Origin of the sequence: Simplicispira metamorpha, assembly GCF_004341365.1 — a bacterium.
Lineage (GTDB): Bacteria > Pseudomonadota > Gammaproteobacteria > Burkholderiales > Burkholderiaceae_C > Simplicispira > Simplicispira metamorpha.
Map to the genome: position 1 here is coordinate 24,835 of NZ_SLXH01000009.1, position 15,761 is coordinate 40,595.

Sequence of the window (15,761 nt, forward strand, 5' to 3'; positions counted from 1 at the left end):
ATGCTGAAGCAGCGTGTAATCACGGCCTTGGTGTTGTTGGCCATTCTTTTGCCTGCACTGTTTTACCCGTCAGTGGTGCCATTTGCTGTGGTCGTGCTGTTGTTGATGGCTGCCAGCGCTTGGGAATGGGCGCGTCTGAATGGTTATGGCATGGGGCCATCGGTAGCAGCAGGTATCGTCTGTGTGGCCTTGTGCGCGCTAGCCTGGCAATCGGGCTGGTTGTTGCAGCCGCTGACCGGGCTGTGGCTGGTCGGCGGTGTGTTGTGGGTGTTGGGCAGTGCGGCCATGCTGTATGCAGGCGTGTCGGGGTGGCCGCGTGTACCAGTACTGCTGCGGCTCCTGGGCGGGTTGTTGGTGTTGTGGCTGGCTTGGCTGGCTGCGGTGCAGGCGCGCATGGTGGGCATCAACTTTTTGCTGTCGGCACTGGCGCTGGTCTGGGTGGCTGACATTGCGGCGTATTTTGCGGGCCGTGCTTTCGGCCTGCGCTTCACTAAAAACCGGCTGGCGCCTTCCATCAGCCCCGGCAAGAGCTGGGAAGGCGTGTGGGGCGGGGGCGTGGGGGTTCTGGTGCTGGCGCTGGTCTGGGTAGTGGCAGATGCCGCCTGGCAAGCACCCGTGGCCAGCCTGTTCACCCGCCTGGCAAGCCATGGTGGCTGGTGGTTGCTTCCTGCCATGTTGTTCATGACGGCCATGAGCGTGGTGGGTGATCTGGTCGAATCCCTGGTCAAGCGTGCTGCGGGCGCCAAAGACAGCAGCGCTTTGCTGCCTGGGCACGGTGGCGTGCTCGACCGCGTGGATGCCCTGCTGCCCACCTTGCCCCTGGCGATGATGTTTTACTCTTTGGTACACACAAATTCATGAAACAACGGCTCACGGTTCTGGGCTCGACTGGCTCGATTGGCACCAGCACCCTCGATGTGGTGGCGCGCCATCCCCAGCGCTTTGAAGTGTTTGCACTCAGCGCTGCCACGCAGGTCGATGCCATGCTGGCGCAGTGCGCGCAGTTTCAGCCGCGCTATGCCGTTATGGCCAGCGCTCCCCATGCCCAGTTGCTGGCTGAAAAAATCAAGGCAAATGGCCTTCAAACCCACGTTCTGCAAGCGCCAAAAGCTCTTGAATTGATAGCGTCTCACCCTGAGGTCGATGCGGTCATGGGGGCTATCGTGGGCGCCGCTGGCTTGGCACCTTGCCTGGCGGCGGCCCGTGCGGGCAAGCGCCTGTTGCTGGCCAACAAAGAGGCACTGGTGGTGGGGGGCGCGTTGTTCATGCAGACGGTGCAAGAAGGCGGTTGCACCCTGCTGCCCATCGACAGTGAGCACTCGGCCATTTTCCAGTGCTTGCCCGAAGATCCCGGCACTTGGGCGCAGCGCGTGGACAGTATTTTGCTCACCGCTTCCGGTGGGCCGTTTCGCCAGCGCGATCCTGCCACTTTGGCGGCCATTACCCCTGACCAAGCCTGCGCGCATCCCAACTTTGCCATGGGGCGCAAGATATCGGTGGATTCGGCCACGATGATGAACAAGGCCTTGGAGGTGATCGAGGCGCGTTGGCTTTTCAATCTGGCGCCGGAGCAGATCAAGGTGGTCATCCATCCGCAGCAAATCATCCACTCGATGGTGCAGTTCAAGGACGCTTCGGTACTGGCCCAGTTGGGTACGCCCGACATGCGCGTGCCCATTGCCTGCGGTTTGGCGTGGCCTGAGCGCATTGACAGCGGTGCAGCGGTGCTGGATTTTTCCAGCCTGTTGGGGCTTGCTTTTGAAGAGGCCGATGCCGCGCGCTTTCCGGGGTTGCACCTGTCTTGGCAGGCCTTGCGTGCGCCCGAGGGCACGACCACGGTGCTCAATGCCGCCAATGAGGTGGCCGTGGATGCTTTCCTCTCGCGCCAACTGCGCTTTGACCATATCCACCGCGTCAACCTGGCCACGCTGGAGGCCGTGTCGCCGCAGCAGCCCGCCACGCTGGACGATTTGCTGGCGCTGGACGCCCAGGCGCGCCGCGCTGCGCAGGCTGTCGTTGTGCGGCTGGCAGCTGCTTGATATTGGAGGCAACCATGCTCACGATCCTGGCTTTTGTGGTGGCGTTGGGCGTGTTGATTGCTGTGCATGAGTACGGCCATTACCGGGTCGCCGTGGCCTTTGGCGTCAAGGTGCTGCGCTTTTCGGTGGGCTTTGGCAAACCACTGCTGCGCTGGCGCTCCAAAGCGTCTGGAACAGAGTTCGTGCTGGCGGCATTCCCGTTGGGCGGCTATGTGCGCATGCTGGACGAGCGTGAAGCACCCGTAGCCTCCGAGGAGCGCCACCTCGCTTTCAATACCCAACCCTTGCGTGCGCGCGCGGCCATCGTGGCGGCGGGCCCGGTAGCCAATTTGCTGCTGGCGGTGGTGTTGTATGCCACTGTCAACTGGAGCGGGGTAGAGGAGCCCGTGGCTTATCTGGCCAGCCCGGTGCCCGGATCGGTAGCACAGGCCGCAGGATTGCGTGGTGGTGAACTGGTGCGCAACGCCGCCCTGGGATCGGACGAATTGCGTCCCGTGCGCTCGTTCGAGGACTTGCGCTGGATGCTCACACGCGGTGCCCTCGAATCCACCCCCGTGCAATTGGAGTTGGAGCCCAAGCCCGGTGCAGCACTGCGCACGGTGGTATTGCCGCTGGAACAAATCGATACCCAGGAAGCCGATGCGCAATTGCTGCGCAAAGTTGGCATCGTGGCGCCCTGGACTCGGCCGCTCATTGGCGCCTTGACTGAAGGGGGGGCTGGTCAGCGCGCTGGTTTGCGTGACGGTGACCTGGTGCTGGGCATTGGCAAAGTCGATGTGGTGGATGGACAGCAGCTGCGCGAACTGATTCGGGCCTCTGTGCGTGGAACGCAGCCACTGGCACAAGCCTGGCGCATTGACCGCGCCGGGCAGACGCTCACGCTCGAGGTCACCCCGGATGTAGTGCGTGACAGCGCTGGCGTCACCGGGCGCATTGGCGCCTACGTGGGCGCACCGCCACAGCTCGCTACTGTGCAGTACGGCATGCTCGAGGGTTTGTGGGCTGGTGCGGTGCGCACTTGGGATGTATCAATTCTGACCCTGCGCATGATGGGCCGCATGGTGATCGGCGAGGCGTCACTGAAAAATCTCAGCGGGCCGCTCACGATTGCTGACTATGCCGGGCGTTCTGCCAGCATGGGACTGGCGCAGTACCTGGGATTTTTGGCGCTGATCAGCGTGAGTTTGGGGGTGCTGAACCTGCTGCCTTTGCCCGTTTTAGATGGTGGGCACCTGATGTATTATCTTTGGGAGGGCATCACCGGCAGAGGCGTGTCCGATGCCTGGATGGAGCGTTTGCAGCGCGGCGGCGTCGCGGTGCTGCTGCTCATGATGTCCATCGCCTTGTTCAACGATATCACCCGGCTCCTGGGCTAACCTTATGTCCGCCATGGCATGGCAGTGGCGGCACCTGCTTCATTCATGAAAACACACATCCACCGCTTTGGCGTGCGCACCGCATCGGCTGTTGCCGCCATGATTTTTGCGGCCCAGGCAGCATGGGCACTGGAACCTTTCAAAGTGCAGGACATTCGCGTGGAGGGGTTGCAGCGCGTGGAGCCCGGCACCGTCTTTGCCTCCATGCCGCTGCGTGTGGGCGAAGAGTACAACGATGAAAAAGGCGCTGCAGCCATTCGCGCACTTTTCGGACTGGGCTTGTTCACGGATGTGCGCCTGGAGGCTAACGGCGATGTGTTGGTCGTGGTGGTGCAGGAGCGTCCCACCATTGCTGACGTGAACTTTGCCGGCACCCGAGAGTTCGACAAAGAAGCGCTGCGCAAAAGCATGCGCGATGTGGGACTGACCGACGGCCGCCCCTACGACAAAGCCCTGGCGGATCGGGCCGAGCAAGAGCTCAAACGCCAGTACATCAACAAGAGTTTCTACGGCGCTGAGGTGGTAACCACCGTGACGCCCGTGGAACGTAACCGGGTCAACCTGACTTTCACGGTAGTAGAGGGGGAGCCTGCCCGCATCAAGGACATCCGTATCGTTGGCAACAAGGCCTTCAGTGAATCGAGCCTGCGGGATTTGTTTGACCAGGACACCGGCGGCTGGCTGAGTTGGTACACCAAGTCCGATCGCTATTCGCGTGCCAAGCTCAATGCCGATCTGGAAGCCCTGCGTTCTTACTACCTACAGCGCGGTTACCTTGAATTCCGTATCGATTCGACGCAGGTTGCCATTTCTCCAGACAAGCAAGACATCTCTATTGCCATCAATGTGACCGAGGGCGATCCCTATGTAGTGTCTGGTGTCAAGCTGGAGGGCAATTACCTGGAGCGCGAGGACGAGTTCAAGTCGCTGGTCACCATCCGTCCCGGCGAGCCGTACAACGCAGATCAGGTGGCACAAACTACCAAGGCTTTTTCTGAGCATTTTGGTAACTTCGGTTTTGCTTTCGCCCGTGTCGAAGCAGTGCCAGAGATTGATCGCACGAATAACCGCGTGGCTCTGGTGTTGCAGGCAGAGCCCTCGCGCCGTGCCTATGTGCGCCGTATCCAGGTGGCAGGCAACAACCGCACCCGCGATGAAGTTGTGCGTCGGGAATTCCGCCAGTTCGAGGCATCTTGGTACGACGGTGAAAAAATCCGCCTCTCCCGCGATCGCGTAGACCGGCTAGGGTATTTCACCGATGTCAATATCGAAACCCAGGAGGTGCCTGGTGCGCCAGACCAAGTGGATGTGGTCGTGAGCGTGAATGAAAAGCCCACGGGCTCGCTGCAATTGGGGGCAGGGTTCTCGAGTGCCGAGAAAGTCTCGCTGTCTTTTGCGGTCAAGCAGGAAAACGTTTTTGGCTCAGGCAACTACTTGGGCATTGATGTCAACACCAGCAAGTACAAACGCACTTTCGTGTTCAGTACAACCAACCCGTACTTCACTGCTGACGGTATTTCGCGCACGTTTGATCTTTACTACCGCACCGACAAACCTTATGAAGACCAAGGCGGAAACTACGAGCTGGTCACCACAGGCGCCAGCATGCGCTTTGGTATCCCGTTCAGTGAAACTGACACGGTGTTTTTTGGTGGTGGCCTGGAGCGCAGCCAGATCAAGCCGGGTACCAATATCCCCGCTGCCTATCTCGCGTACGCCGATCGCTTTGGTTACACCAGCACTTCTGTGCCACTGACGGTCGGTTGGACGCGCGATGACCGTGACAGCGCATTGGCCCCCAACTCGGGCCGCTACCAACGGCTGAACTCCGAGTGGTCTGTGGCGGGCGATGCCCGCTACGTTCGCGCCAACTACCAGTACCAACAGTACGTGCCGCTCAATAAAAAGTTCACGCTGGCCTTCAACGGCGAGGTGGGGTTGGGTAAAGGCATGAATGGTCGCCCATTCCCCGTATTCAAGAACTTTTACTCCGGCGGTCTGGGTTCCGTACGTGGCTTTGACCAAGGCACACTGGGCCCACGCGATGTCACCGGCGCTTCTTTGGGCGGGCCGAAAAAAGTCACCCTCAATGCAGAGTTGATTACGCCTTTCCCCGGTGCAGGTAATGACCGCACGCTGCGCATGTTCACGTTTGTTGACGTGGGCAATGTGTACGGCGATGAAGAAAAAGTCCGGTTTGGCGAGATGCGTGCATCCGTCGGACTGGGTCTGAGCTGGATTTCTCCCTTGGGGCCGCTGCGCTTGGCATACGCCCACCCGGTGCGCAAGTTCGCGGGCGATAGAATCCAGAAACTGCAATTCCAAATTGGAACGTCTTTCTAATGAAATCACTTTCTCGCCATTTGTCCCTGGCCCTGCTGATGGGCTCTTTGGTTGCGGCTGTCCCGGTGCATGCCCAGGCTGAAGAATTCAAGGCTGGCTTTATCAATACGGACCGCATCTTCCGCGAAGCCAGTACCGCCAAAGCGGCGCAGACACGTCTGGAGCAGGAGTTTTCCCGCCGCGACAAAGAGCTGATTGATCAAGGTAACAACCTCAAAACTGCCAGCGAAAAGTTCGAGCGCGAGGCACCCACCATGGCCGAAAGCCAGCGCACCATTCGCCAGCGCCAGCTAGTGGACCAAGACCGTGACTTTCAGCGCAAGCGCCGTGAATTCCAGGAAGACCTGAACGCGCGCAAGAACGAAGAATTGGCCGCCGTGCTGGAGCGTGCCAACAAAGTGGTCAAGCAGCTGGCCGAACAGGAAAAGTACGACGTGATCCTGGATCAGGCGGTGTACATCAACCCCAAGCACGACATCACTGACAAGGTGATCAAGGCGCTGAATGCTGCGCCAGCCAAGTAAGCCCCTGCAAGCCTGGTTGGACTGCGCGTGAGCCTGCACCTTGCACAATTCATTGCGGTACTGGGGGGGCAGCTGGAGGGAGATCCCGAGCTGCCCATTGACCGGCTAGCGCCGCTTGAGGCGGCGGGCCCTCGGGAGCTGAGTTTCCTGAGCAATCCACGCTACCAGCCGCAACTGGCCGCCTCCCGGGCGGCCTGTGTCATTGTGGCGCCTGCCTTGGCTGAGGTCGCGCGCGCCCGTGGTGCCTGCATCGTGGCCGATGACCCCTACCTGTATTTCGCACGGGCCACGCAGCTCTGGAAGCAGCACCACCGCCCTGCGGTGGCTGTCGGCATCCACCCGAGCGCGGTGGTGGACAGCTCCGCCATCGTCCACCCTTCGGCATCGATTGGCCCGTTGTGCGTGGTCGAGCGCGGCGCGCACATTGGCGCCGATACCGTGCTCAAGTCGCGCGTGACGGTGGGTGAAGACTGCCGCATCGGCCAGCGCTGCATCCTGCACGCTGGCGTGGTGATTGGCGCCGATGGCTTTGGTTTTGCGCCGCACGGCGGTGCGTGGGTCAAGATAGAGCAGCTGGGTGCGGTGCGCATTGGTGACGATGTGGAAATTGGGGCCAATACCTGCATTGACCGTGGAGCACTGCAAGATACCGTGATTGAAGATGGCGTCAAGCTCGATAACCTGATCCAGATCGGCCACAACGTGCGCATTGGGCGTCACACCGCCATGGCGGGCTGTGCCGGGGTGGCTGGCAGCACCACCATCGGGGCGCACTGCACCATTGGCGGCGCGGCCAACATCCTGGGGCACCTGACGTTGGCTGACCATGTGCATGTCTCTGTGGCCACAGTGGTTTCGCATTCCATTGCCCGGCCAGGCCACTACACGGGCATATTCCCCATGGACGACAATCCCAAGTGGGAAAAAAACGCGGCCACGCTCAAGCAGCTGTACCGCCTGCGTGAGCGCATCAAGGCGCTCGAATCACAACAACAAACAACACCGATTGACCGACCCCGATGATGGACATCTACCAAATTCTCAAGCTTCTGCCCCACCGCTACCCTTTCTTGCTGGTAGACCGGGTGGTAGAGATTGACAGAGGAAAGCGCATCCAGGCGCTGAAGAACGTCTCGGTCAACGAGCCTTTTTTTACCGGCCATTTTCCAGCCCGTCCGGTGATGCCTGGCGTGCTCATCGTTGAAGCACTGGCGCAGGCGGCAGGCCTGCTGTCGTTTGACATGATGGGCGAGGCACCTGATTCCAACACGGTGTTCTACTTTGTTGGCATCGACAACGCCCGTTTCAAGCGCCCCGTGGAGCCCGGTGACCAACTCATTCTGGACGTGGAGCTGGACCGCATCAAGGGCGGCATCTACAAGTTCAAGTGTGTGGCGCGCGTCGATGGCAACGTGGCCTGCGAGGCCGACATCATGTGCACCATGCGCACCGTGGCCTGATATTTGCCTGCGGGTTTCGCTGTGAGCACTATTCACCCTACCGCCTTGGTTGATGCCGCTGCGCAGATCGACGCCAGTGTCACCATCGGCCCTTATGCCGTGATTGGCCCGCACGTGGTGCTGGGTGCAGGCACCACCGTCGGCGCCCATTGCGTGATCGAAGGCCACACCACCATTGGCCGCGACAACCGCATTTTTCAGTTCGCTTCGCTGGGCGCTGCCCCGCAAGACAAAAAATACGCTGGCGAGCCGACCCGGCTGGTCATTGGCGATCGCAACACCATCCGCGAGTTCTGCACCTTCAACACTGGCACCGTGCAAGACCAGAGCGTGACCCGCATCGGTGACGACAACTGGGTCATGGCCTATGTGCATATTGCCCACGACTGCGTGGTGGGCAACCAGACCATTTTGGCCAACAACGCTACGCTGGCAGGCCATGTGCAGGTCGATGACTACGCCATCATCGGTGGCCTCACGGGCATACACCAGTTCACCAAAGTGGGCGCGCATGTGATGGCCGGGTTTGCCAGCCATATCTCGCAGGATGTGCCACCGTTCATGATGGTCGATGGCAACCCGCTGGCTGTGCGTGGGCTCAATCTGGAAGGGCTGCGCCGGCGCGGTTTCTCGCCAGAGCGCCTGGCCGCCATCAAGCAAATGCACCGCTTGCTCTACCGCCAGGGCCTGACGCTGGAGGCCGCGCACAGCGCCATCGCTGCGCTGCCCGCCGCCCACCCCGAGGCAGCGGCAGACATCGCGCAGCTGCTGGCGTTTCTCGATACCTCAGCGCGCGGCATTGCCCGCTGAGAGCGCACCATGCCAAACCACACCCCCCGCGTCGCGATGGTGGCGGGCGAGACCTCGGGCGATCTGCTCGCGGGCTTGCTGCTCGATGGCCTGCAAGACCTGTGGCCGGGCCTGCCCAGCGGCGGCATTGGCGGCGCCCAGATGGCGCAGCGCGGCTTTGACGCCTGGTGGCCCAGCGAAAAGCTGGCCGTGCACGGCTACAGCTTTGAGTTGCTGCGCCGCCTGGCCGAAATCATCCTGATCCGCAAGCGCCTGCGTGCGCGCCTGCTGCAAAGCAAGCCCGACGTGTTCATCGGCGTCGATGCGCCCGACTTCAACCTGGGCCTGGAAATGGATTTGCGCGCTGCGGGCGTCAAGACCGTGCATTTCGTCTGCCCGTCCATCTGGGCCTGGCGCGCCGAGCGCATCGAGAAGATACGCCGCGCAGCCGACCATGTGCTGTGCATCTTCCCGTTCGAGCCCGAGCTGCTGGCAGGCCACGGCATTGCCGCCACTTACGTTGGCCACCCGCTGGCGGGCGTGATTCCTTTGGAGCCTGACCGCACAGCCGCCCGCGCCCGCCTGGGCCTGGCCGAGGGCGAGCCGGTGCTGGCCATTTTGCCGGGCAGCCGTTCTGCCGAGGTGCAGTACATCGCACCAGGATTTTTTCAGGCTGCAGCCCTTATTCGGCGCGCGCTTCCAGCTATCAAAATGATAGTCCCTGCGGTGCCCGCATTGCATGAGCGCCTCAAGCGCATGGCGCACGACTGCGGCCTGGGCGATGCCCTGACCATCGTGGTCGGGCAGTCGCACACCGTGCTGGCCGCCTGCGACGTGACGCTGATTGCCAGTGGCACGGCCACGCTGGAGGCTGCGCTGTTCAAGCGCCCCATGGTCATCAGCTACCGCATGCACCCCTGGAGCTGGCGCCTGATGCGGCGCAAGCAATTGCAACCCTGGGTGGGACTGCCCAATATCCTGTGCGGCGATTTCGTCGTGCCCGAACTGCTCCAGGATGCCGCCACGCCGCAGGCCCTGAGCGCCGCTGTGCTTGACTGGTTTGCTGCCCGACAGCACCAGCCTGAACGTATTTCCGCGCTGCACCAGCGCTTTGCCGCGCTGCACCACAGCCTGCGGCGCAACACCCCCCAATTGGCCGCCGATGCGATCCGCAAAGTTCTCACTGCCTGAACAGCACTGCCTGCAATGGCACCCACCGGGTCTGGTCGCTGGAGTGGACGAGGCGGGCCGGGGCCCGCTGGCCGGGCCGGTGGTGGCCGCTGCCGTCATCCTCGACGACCTGCACCCGATTGCCGGTCTGGCCGACTCCAAAAAACTCACCGCCGCCCGGCGCGAGGCGCTGTTCGATGAAATCCGTGCCAAAGCGCTGTGTTGCAGCATTGCCGAAGCCAGCGTCGAAGAAATTGACCGCCTCAACATCCTGCAAGCCACGCTCCTGGCCATGCGCCGCGCGGTGCTGGGCCTGCGACTCAAGCCGGTGATGGTGCTGGTCGATGGCAACCGGCTGCCCGTGATCGATGTGCCCGCCGAAGCCATTGTCAAGGGCGATGCGCTGGTGCCCGCCATTTCGGCGGCCTCCATCCTGGCCAAGGTGCACCGCGACCGCTGGTGCGCGCAGGTGCATGCCCAGTACCCTGAATACGGTTTTGCCGGGCACAAGGGCTACGGCACGGCAGCCCACCTGGCCGCACTGCGCGCGCACGGCGCCAGCCCACTGCACCGCAGCACCTTCGCGCCCGTGGCGCAGCTTTTACACCGGCACGAGAGCCCCGCATGACATCTGCCCCCATCACCCATATCCAGTCGCGCGACAACGCTTTCGTCAAAGACCTGCGCCGTCTGGCCCAAGACAGCACGGCCTACCGCAAGCAGGGCCGGGTGTGGCTGGAGGGCGACCACCTGTGCCGCGCTGCGCTGGCGCGTGGCCTGGTGCCCGCAGTGGCTGTTTTTTCAGAGTCTTTTTGGCCTCAGGCGCCCGCCGAGTATGCGCAAACAGCTATCAAAATCATAGTTCTGGCCGATGCGCTGTTCGCCGATATCAGCGGTCTGGAGTCGCCCGCGCAAATGGGCTACGTGGTGGAACTGCCCGCGCCGCCTGCGCTGCTGCCCGATGCGGCCACGGTGGTGCTCGACCGGGTGCAGGACGCGGGCAATGTGGGGTCGATTTTGCGCAGCGCGGCGGCTTTTGGCTTTGGCCAGGTGCTGGCGCTCAAAGGCACGGCAGCGCTGTGGGCGCCCAAGGTGCTGCGCGCGGGCATGGGCGCGCACTTTGGCCTGCGCCTGATCGAGTCCGCCGAGCCCGCGCTGCTCGATGCCCTGCAAGTACCGCTCATCGTCACCAGCTCGCACCAAGGCGATTTGATCCAGCAGCAGCGCCTGCCCTGGCCTTGCGCCTGGGCCATGGGCCACGAAGGGCAGGGCGTGGGCCAGGCCGTGGCCGCGCGCGCACAGCGGGCGGTGCGCATTGGCCAGCCAGGGGGCGAGGAGTCGCTCAACGTGGCGGCGGCGGCGGCGATTTGTCTGCACGCCAGCGCCATCAGCACCGTTTGAGAGCCAGCGCAGTCCCACTGGGAACCCGGGTTTTCCCGGGTGAAGGCGGCGCCAGGCGGCTGCCGCTGGCTATAATGGGCGGCTTTCCCGCACCCTCATACGCCTAGCGCAGCTTCAAGCCTAATCCCACAAAAGCTTTTGCAAGAGACTTCTCTCTTGCTCCGCTGGGCGTAACCGTAACCAACCCGGAGAACCCAGTGCTTTTGTCTCTACAGGGAAATTTCCCGCCCGCCATTCTGGCGCTCGCAGACGGCACGGTCTTTATCGGCAATTCGATTGGTGCCACCGGCACCACCGTCGGCGAGGTGGTGTTCAACACCGCCATGACCGGCTACCAGGAAGTCCTCACTGACCCCAGCTACTGCCAGCAGATCGTGACGCTCACGTATCCGCACATTGGCAACTATGGGGTCAATACCGAGGACGTCGAAGCCCATAAAGTCCATGCCGCAGGTTTGATCATCAAAGACCTGCCCTTGCTCGCCAGCAACTTCCGCTCCACTGAAACGCTCTCGCAGTACCTGGTGCGCGAGAACACGGTGGCCATTGCCAACATCGACACCCGCCAGCTCACGCGCCTGCTGCGTGCCAAAGGGGCGCAAAACGGCTGCATCCTGGGCCTGCCTGCGGGCCAGGCCGTGTCGCAAGCGCATATCGACCAGGCCCTGGCGGCTGCGCGCACGGCGCCCGCCATGGTGGGCCTGGACTTGGCCAAGGTGGTGTCCACGCAGCAGTCCTACGTCTGGAACCAGACCGAGTGGAAGCTGGGCAGCGGCTACGGCGAACAAGTTGCACCGCGTTTTCACGTGGTGGCTTACGACTTCGGCATCAAGTTCAACATCCTGCGCATGCTGGCCGAGCGTGGCTGCAAAGTCACCGTGGTGCCCGCGCAAACACCTGCGGCGCAGGTGCTGGCATTGCAACCCGACGGCGTCTTCCTGTCCAACGGCCCCGGCGACCCGCAGCCTTGCGACTACGCCATCGCCGCTGCACGCGAGCTAGTGGCCACGGGCATTCCCACTTTCGGTATTTGTCTGGGCCACCAGATCATGGCGCTGGCCGCTGGTGCCAAGACCTTCAAGATGGGCCATGGCCACCACGGTGCCAATCACCCGGTCAAAGACCTGGACACGGGGCGCGTCAGCATCACCAGCCAGAACCACGGTTTTGCGGTAGACAAAGACTCGCTGCCCGCCCACCTGCGCGCCACGCACGTGAGCCTGTTTGATGGCACGTTGCAGGGCCTGGCCCACACCGACCAACCCGCGTTCAGCTTTCAGGGCCACCCTGAAGCATCACCCGGCCCGCACGACATTGCCTACCTGTTTGACCGCTTCACGGCCCTGATGGCCACGGCCCAGGAGAAGAAATAATGCCAAAGCGCACAGACATCAAAAGCGTCCTCATCATCGGCGCGGGCCCCATCATCATTGGCCAGGCCTGCGAGTTCGACTACTCGGGCGTGCAAGCCTGCAAGGCGCTGCGCGAAGAGGGCTACAAGGTCATCCTGATCAACAGCAACCCTGCCACGATCATGACCGACCCGGCCACCGCCGACGTCACCTACATCGAGCCCATCACCTGGCAGACGGTCGAGAAGATCATCGCCAAAGAGCGCCCCGATGCCATCTTGCCCACCATGGGCGGCCAGACTGCGCTGAATTGCGCGCTCGACCTGTGGCACCACGGCGTGCTCGACAAGTACAAGGTGGAACTGATCGGTGCCACGCCCGAGGCCATCGACAAGGCCGAAGACCGCCTGAAGTTCAAAGATGCCATGACCAAAATTGGTCTGGGCTCGGCGCGCTCTGGCATTGCCCACAGCATGGACGAAGCCTGGGCCGTGCAAAAGGAAATGGGTTTTCCCACCGTGATCCGCCCCAGCTTCACGCTGGGCGGCACGGGCGGCGGCATTGCCTACAACCCCGAAGAGTTTGAAACCATCTGCAAGCGCGGCCTGGAGGCCTCGCCCACCAACGAGCTGCTGATCGAAGAGTCGCTGCTGGGCTGGAAAGAGTACGAGATGGAAGTGGTGCGCGACAAGGCGGACAACTGCATCATCATCTGCTCGATCGAAAACCTCGACCCCATGGGCGTACACACCGGTGACTCGATCACTGTGGCTCCTGCGCAGACCCTGACCGACAAGGAATACCAGGTCATGCGCAATGCCAGCCTGGCGGTGCTGCGCGAGATCGGTGTGGACACGGGCGGCTCCAACGTGCAGTTCTCGATCAACCCCAAGGACGGCCGCATGGTCGTGATCGAGATGAACCCGCGCGTCTCGCGCTCCTCGGCGCTGGCTTCCAAGGCCACGGGTTTCCCGATTGCCAAGGTGGCGGCCAAACTGGCCGTGGGCTATACGCTGGACGAGCTGCGCAACGACATCACGGGTGGTGCCACGCCCGCGTCGTTCGAGCCTTCCATTGACTACGTGGTCACCAAGATTCCGCGTTTTGCCTTTGAGAAGTTCCCCACCGCCGACAGCCGCCTGACCACGCAGATGAAGTCGGTCGGTGAGGTCATGGCCATGGGCCGTACCTTCCAGGAATCCTTCCAGAAAGCCCTGCGCGGCCTGGAAGTGGGCGTGGACGGCATGAACGAAAAAACGCAAGACCGCGAAGTGCTGGAGCGCGAGCTGGGCGAACCCGGCCCTGAGCGCATCTGGTACGTGGGTGATGCGTTTGCCATGGGCCTGTCGGTGGACGAAGTATTCGAGCTGACCAAAATCGACCGCTGGTTCCTGGTGCAGATCGAGCAGATCGTGAAGATTGAGCTGGACATTGACCAACTCGCCGCCGAGAAAGGCGAGGGCGCACTGGCGGCACTGGATGCCACCACGCTGCGCACGCTCAAGCAAAAGGGCTTTTCGGATCGCCGCCTGGCCAAGCTGCTCAAAACCACTGAAAAGGCCGTGCGCGACCAGCGCCGCGCCCTGAACGTGCGCCCCGTGTACAAGCGCGTGGACACCTGCGCTGCCGAGTTTGCTACCGATACGGCCTACCTGTATTCGACCTATGAGGACGAGTGCGAAGCCGAACCCACCGACAAGAAAAAGATCATGGTGCTGGGCGGTGGCCCCAACCGCATTGGCCAGGGTATCGAGTTTGACTACTGCTGCGTGCACGCCGCTTTGGCCATGCGCGAAGACGGTTACGAAACCATCATGGTCAACTGCAACCCTGAAACGGTGTCCACCGACTACGACACCTCGGACCGCCTGTATTTCGAGCCGGTCACGCTGGAAGATGTGCTGGAAATCGTGGACAAGGAAAAGCCCGTGGGCGTCATCGTGCAGTACGGCGGCCAGACCCCGCTGAAGCTGGCGCTGGGCCTAGAGGCCGAAGGCGTGCCAATCATCGGCACCAGCCCCGACATGATCGATGCTGCCGAAGACCGCGAGCGTTTCCAAAAGCTGCTGCATGACCTGAACCTCAAGCAGCCGCCCAACGCCACCGCCCGTACCGAAGCCGATGCGCTGGAAAAAGCCGCTGCCCTGGGCTACCCCTTGGTGGTGCGCCCCAGCTATGTGCTGGGGGGCCGCGCGATGGAAATCGTCCACGAGCAGCGCGACCTGGAGCGCTACATGCGCGAAGCCGTGAAGGTGAGCAACGACTCGCCCGTGCTGCTGGACCGCTTTCTCTCCAACGCCATCGAGTGCGATGTGGACTGCGTGCGCGATTCGGCTGGCGTCACCTTCATCGGTGGCGTGATGGAGCACATCGAGCAGGCTGGCGTGCACAGCGGCGACTCGGCCTGCTCCCTGCCGCCGTACTACCTGTCCAAGGCTACGGTCGATGAGATCAAGCGCCAGACGGCGGCCATGGCCGAGGGCCTGTCGGTGGTGGGCCTGATGAACGTGCAGTTCGCCATTCAAGAGGTGGACGGCCAGGACGTGATTTACGTGCTCGAAGTAAACCCGCGTGCCTCGCGCACGGTGCCGTTTGTCAGCAAGGCCACGGGCATCCAGCTGGCCAAAGTGGCTGCACGCTGCATGGCCGGGCAGACGCTGGCATCGCAAGGCATCACCAAGGAAGTCACACCGCCGTATTTCAGCGTGAAAGAGGCCGTGTTCCCCTTCGTCAAGTTCCCCGGCGTGGACACCATTCTCGGCCCCGAGATGAAGTCCACCGGTGAAGTGATGGGTGTGGGTAAAACTTTCGGTGAAGCCTTCGTCAAGAGCCAGCTCGGCGCCGGTACCAAGCTGCCCACCTCGGGAAAGGTGTTCCTGACGGTGAAGAACGCCGACAAGGCGCGTGCCGTGGACATCGCCCGCCAGCTCGTGGCCCTGGGCTTTGAGCTGGTCGCTACCAAAGGCACTGCCGCTGCCATTGAGGCCGCTGGCGTGCCCGTCAAGGTGGTCAACAAGGTGACGGAAGGCCGTCCGCACATCGTGGACATGATCAAGAACAACGAGATTGTCATGGTCATCAACACGGTGGAAGAGCGCCGCAATGCCATCGCTGACTCGCGTGCCATCCGTACCAGCTCGTTGCTGGCGCGGGTGACCACCTTCACCACCATTTTTGGTGCGGAAGCGGCTGTCGAAGGTATGCAGCACATGGAGCAGCTGGATGTGATTTCCGTACAGGAAATGCACGCCCAACTCGTGGCCTGAGCCATGCCAAAGGCGGCATAATTGCTGCCTGAATCAACACC

The 15,761-nt window shown here is 62.3% G+C and carries 13 protein-coding genes; all 13 read left to right on the forward strand.

Annotated elements, in window-relative coordinates:
- The 13 genes from EV674_RS06405 to carB all read left to right on the forward strand — a co-directional run bounded on the left by EV674_RS06405 (position 1) and on the right by carB (position 15,720).
- Positions 1-861 carry a phosphatidate cytidylyltransferase gene (locus tag EV674_RS06405; protein ID WP_119012811.1) on the forward strand — a complete coding sequence of 287 codons (861 nt, stop codon included), beginning with the start codon at positions 1-3 and terminating at the stop codon, positions 859-861.
- A complete protein-coding gene (gene ispC, locus EV674_RS06410) occupies positions 858-2,039 on the forward strand; it encodes a 1-deoxy-D-xylulose-5-phosphate reductoisomerase (RefSeq protein WP_119012810.1) in 1,182 nt (393 codons plus the stop codon). Before EV674_RS06405 ends, ispC begins: the two co-directional genes overlap by 4 nt.
- 14 nt (positions 2,040-2,053) lie before the next feature.
- Positions 2,054-3,415 (forward strand): RIP metalloprotease RseP, encoded by a 1,362-nt coding sequence (gene rseP, locus EV674_RS06415; protein ID WP_119012840.1) that lies wholly within the window; start codon positions 2,054-2,056, stop codon positions 3,413-3,415.
- Positions 3,416-3,460: 45 nt separating this feature from the next.
- Positions 3,461-5,758 (forward strand): outer membrane protein assembly factor BamA, encoded by a 2,298-nt coding sequence (gene bamA / locus EV674_RS06420; protein WP_119012809.1) that lies wholly within the window; start codon positions 3,461-3,463, stop codon positions 5,756-5,758.
- Positions 5,758-6,282 (forward strand): OmpH/Skp family outer membrane protein, encoded by a 525-nt coding sequence (locus EV674_RS06425; RefSeq protein WP_119012808.1) that lies wholly within the window; start codon positions 5,758-5,760, stop codon positions 6,280-6,282. The genes bamA and EV674_RS06425 overlap by 1 nt, the downstream gene beginning before the upstream one ends.
- 27 nt (positions 6,283-6,309) lie before the next feature.
- Positions 6,310-7,305, forward strand: coding sequence for a UDP-3-O-(3-hydroxymyristoyl)glucosamine N-acyltransferase (lpxD, locus tag EV674_RS06430; RefSeq protein ID WP_119012807.1), 996 nt, complete (start codon positions 6,310-6,312; stop codon positions 7,303-7,305).
- Positions 7,302-7,742, forward strand: a complete 441-nt coding sequence (gene fabZ / locus EV674_RS06435) for a 3-hydroxyacyl-ACP dehydratase FabZ (protein WP_119012806.1) — start codon at positions 7,302-7,304, stop codon at positions 7,740-7,742. Before lpxD ends, fabZ begins: the two co-directional genes overlap by 4 nt.
- A gap of 21 nt (positions 7,743-7,763) precedes the next feature.
- Entirely contained in the window at positions 7,764-8,552 is a 789-nt protein-coding gene (gene lpxA, locus EV674_RS06440) for an acyl-ACP--UDP-N-acetylglucosamine O-acyltransferase (RefSeq protein WP_119012805.1), read from the forward strand.
- 9 nt (positions 8,553-8,561) lie between these two features.
- Complete coding sequence (gene lpxB / locus EV674_RS06445) at positions 8,562-9,722, forward strand: lipid-A-disaccharide synthase (RefSeq protein ID WP_119012804.1); 1,161 nt, start codon at positions 8,562-8,564, stop codon at positions 9,720-9,722.
- Positions 9,694-10,329, forward strand: a complete 636-nt coding sequence (gene rnhB / locus EV674_RS06450) for a ribonuclease HII (protein ID WP_119012803.1) — start codon at positions 9,694-9,696, stop codon at positions 10,327-10,329. Before lpxB ends, rnhB begins: the two co-directional genes overlap by 29 nt.
- Entirely contained in the window at positions 10,326-11,102 is a 777-nt protein-coding gene (locus EV674_RS06455; RefSeq protein ID WP_119012802.1) for a TrmH family RNA methyltransferase, read from the forward strand. The genes rnhB and EV674_RS06455 overlap by 4 nt, the downstream gene beginning before the upstream one ends.
- Positions 11,103-11,299: 197 nt before the next feature.
- On the forward strand, positions 11,300-12,475 hold the full coding sequence (gene carA, locus EV674_RS06460) for a glutamine-hydrolyzing carbamoyl-phosphate synthase small subunit (protein WP_119012801.1): 1,176 nt from the start codon (positions 11,300-11,302) through the stop codon (positions 12,473-12,475).
- Positions 12,475-15,720, forward strand: coding sequence for a carbamoyl-phosphate synthase large subunit (gene carB, locus EV674_RS06465; protein ID WP_119012800.1), 3,246 nt, complete (start codon positions 12,475-12,477; stop codon positions 15,718-15,720). Before carA ends, carB begins: the two co-directional genes overlap by 1 nt.
- Positions 15,721-15,761: the final 41 nt, after the last annotated feature.

Coding starts and splice junctions, on each gene's coding strand:
- EV674_RS06405 (WP_119012811.1), top strand. CDS start 1: ATGCTGAAGCAGCGTGTAATCACGGCCTTGGTGTTGTTGGCCATTCTT.
- ispC (WP_119012810.1), top strand. CDS start 858: ATGAAACAACGGCTCACGGTTCTGGGCTCGACTGGCTCGATTGGCACC.
- rseP (WP_119012840.1), top strand. CDS start 2,054: ATGCTCACGATCCTGGCTTTTGTGGTGGCGTTGGGCGTGTTGATTGCT.
- bamA (WP_119012809.1), top strand. CDS start 3,461: ATGAAAACACACATCCACCGCTTTGGCGTGCGCACCGCATCGGCTGTT.
- EV674_RS06425 (WP_119012808.1), top strand. CDS start 5,758: ATGAAATCACTTTCTCGCCATTTGTCCCTGGCCCTGCTGATGGGCTCT.
- fabZ (WP_119012806.1), top strand. CDS start 7,302: ATGATGGACATCTACCAAATTCTCAAGCTTCTGCCCCACCGCTACCCT.
- lpxB (WP_119012804.1), top strand. CDS start 8,562: ATGCCAAACCACACCCCCCGCGTCGCGATGGTGGCGGGCGAGACCTCG.
- rnhB (WP_119012803.1), top strand. CDS start 9,694: ATGCGATCCGCAAAGTTCTCACTGCCTGAACAGCACTGCCTGCAATGG.
- EV674_RS06455 (WP_119012802.1), top strand. CDS start 10,326: ATGACATCTGCCCCCATCACCCATATCCAGTCGCGCGACAACGCTTTC.
- carB (WP_119012800.1), top strand. CDS start 12,475: ATGCCAAAGCGCACAGACATCAAAAGCGTCCTCATCATCGGCGCGGGC.